Here is a 1,566-nt window from a genome sequence, read left to right on the forward strand (position 1 = left end):
TAGAGTGACCCCAAATAGTTGGACCAGAGAGATAGGCATAGTTTTATGCTTGTCTCTCTTTTTGTTCGCTTAAGGTTATTCTTTAAGCAGCCAGTGTTTCTCGATATTCAACAGGACTTAACCAGCTTAACTTTTCCTTAATTCGCACCTCGTTATAGTAACGAATATAATCAATGATTGCTTGTTCTAATTCACTGTAACTTCGATAAACTTTTCCATAATACATCTCTTGTTTCATCACCCCGAAGAAGTTCTCTATCGGTGCATTGTCATAACAGTTGCCTTTACGCGACATACTTTGAAATATCTGATGGTCTTCCAATAACGCTTGGTACTCCTTCATCTGATAAGCCCAACCACGGTCTGAGTGGAAAGTTCGCCGATAGGGACACTCTTTCGAAGCTTCAATCGCTTCTTCTAATGCTCTGAGCATTGTTTCTTTATTTGGTTGGTGTGAGATCTTAAAACTGATAATTTCTAGATTATATAGGTCCATGAAAGGATCAAAATATAGTTTCTTAACTTGAAGCTTGCCAGCAGTATCTTCTTCGTAATACTTGAATTCACTTGTATCAGTTGTGATCTTTTGATAGGGAACAGAGCTATCAAATCGACGATTGACTCGATTGGGTGCAATCTGTCCTATGGCTCCTTTATAGCTATTGTATCGACGATATTTTCGACCATAGTTTTTAACTTGAATTTTTAATTCTTGGCAGAGACGTTGGACTTTCTTGCGATTGATTTTCCACCCATCTTTAACAAGCATCGCATGCATGCGACGGTAACCATAATTTGGGTGTTTTTCACGAATGCTCAACATTTTATCTTTAATTTTTTGATCTGGATTGGGCCTTTTCCATTGAGCCTGCCAATACATGTAGGTTGATTTAGGGAAATCAACCGCCGCAAGAATCTCAGTTAGGGTAAATTTTTCTTCTTGTCGGAGCTTGTGGATGATTCTTGCTTTGTCTTCGTTGTTTTCTGAAGCCGCAAGCTCCTTAGCATTTCCAAGTATTTATTTTTAATGGTTTGCATCTTGAGTTCATACTCAAGTTCTTCAATTCGCTTGTTTGCCTGCTCTAAATCCGTTATTTTTAATGGCTGAGAAGCAGCTATTTGCTTTTCGTTTTTAGCCTTTTTCTTTTTAGACATTGTGGGCCTCCCTCGCTTGCGAGAAAGTCCTTCAATCCCGTGGTCATAGTATGCTTGCCGCCAAGCAGTAATGAGAGGTGGATTATTCAAACCTAACTCATTCGCCACTTCTTGATAGGATTTCTCGCTTGTTTCATACATAGTAATTGCTTTCAACTTAAATTCTACACTATATGAATTATTTTTGCGAGAGCGTTTTAATCCTTCTACTCCTAGTGTTTGATACGCATTGACCCACCTTCTTATTTGTTGGGTTGATTTGAGTTTATATTTCTTAGTCAATGAGTTTAATCCAATAGTACCAGACAGATACTCTGCGACCACTTTCATTTTAAAATCTAGAGTATATTTCGCCATACAAATACCCCCTTAAATTGGATTTTCTTGGTCCAACTTTAGGGGGTCAGTTCA

Annotated in this window: 2 protein-coding genes; both read right to left on the bottom strand. The window is 38.1% G+C overall.

All coding sequences use genetic code 11. The annotated features are described in order from the left end of the window. Nucleotides 1-82: 82 nt before the first annotated feature. The gene (locus HMPREF2811_RS11855; protein WP_371441406.1) at nt 83-1,018 is read right to left on the bottom strand and encodes an IS3 family transposase; all 936 of its coding nucleotides are present in this window, start codon (nt 1,016-1,018) and stop codon (nt 83-85) included. Next, a complete protein-coding gene (locus tag HMPREF2811_RS11860; RefSeq protein WP_071408692.1) occupies nt 922-1,512 on the bottom strand; it encodes a helix-turn-helix domain-containing protein in 591 nt (196 codons plus the stop codon). Before HMPREF2811_RS11860 ends, HMPREF2811_RS11855 begins: the two co-directional genes overlap by 97 nt. Between the last annotated feature and the right edge of the window lie 54 nt (nt 1,513-1,566).

It is taken from the genome of Globicatella sp. HMSC072A10, assembly GCF_001811625.1.
GTDB lineage: Bacteria > Bacillota > Bacilli > Lactobacillales > Aerococcaceae > Globicatella > Globicatella sanguinis.

Bases quoted from the DNA above. Each gene is read 5' to 3' on its own strand.
- HMPREF2811_RS11860 (WP_071408692.1), bottom strand. From the start codon at position 1,512: ATGGCGAAATATACTCTAGATTTTAAAATGAAAGTGGTCGCAGAGTAT.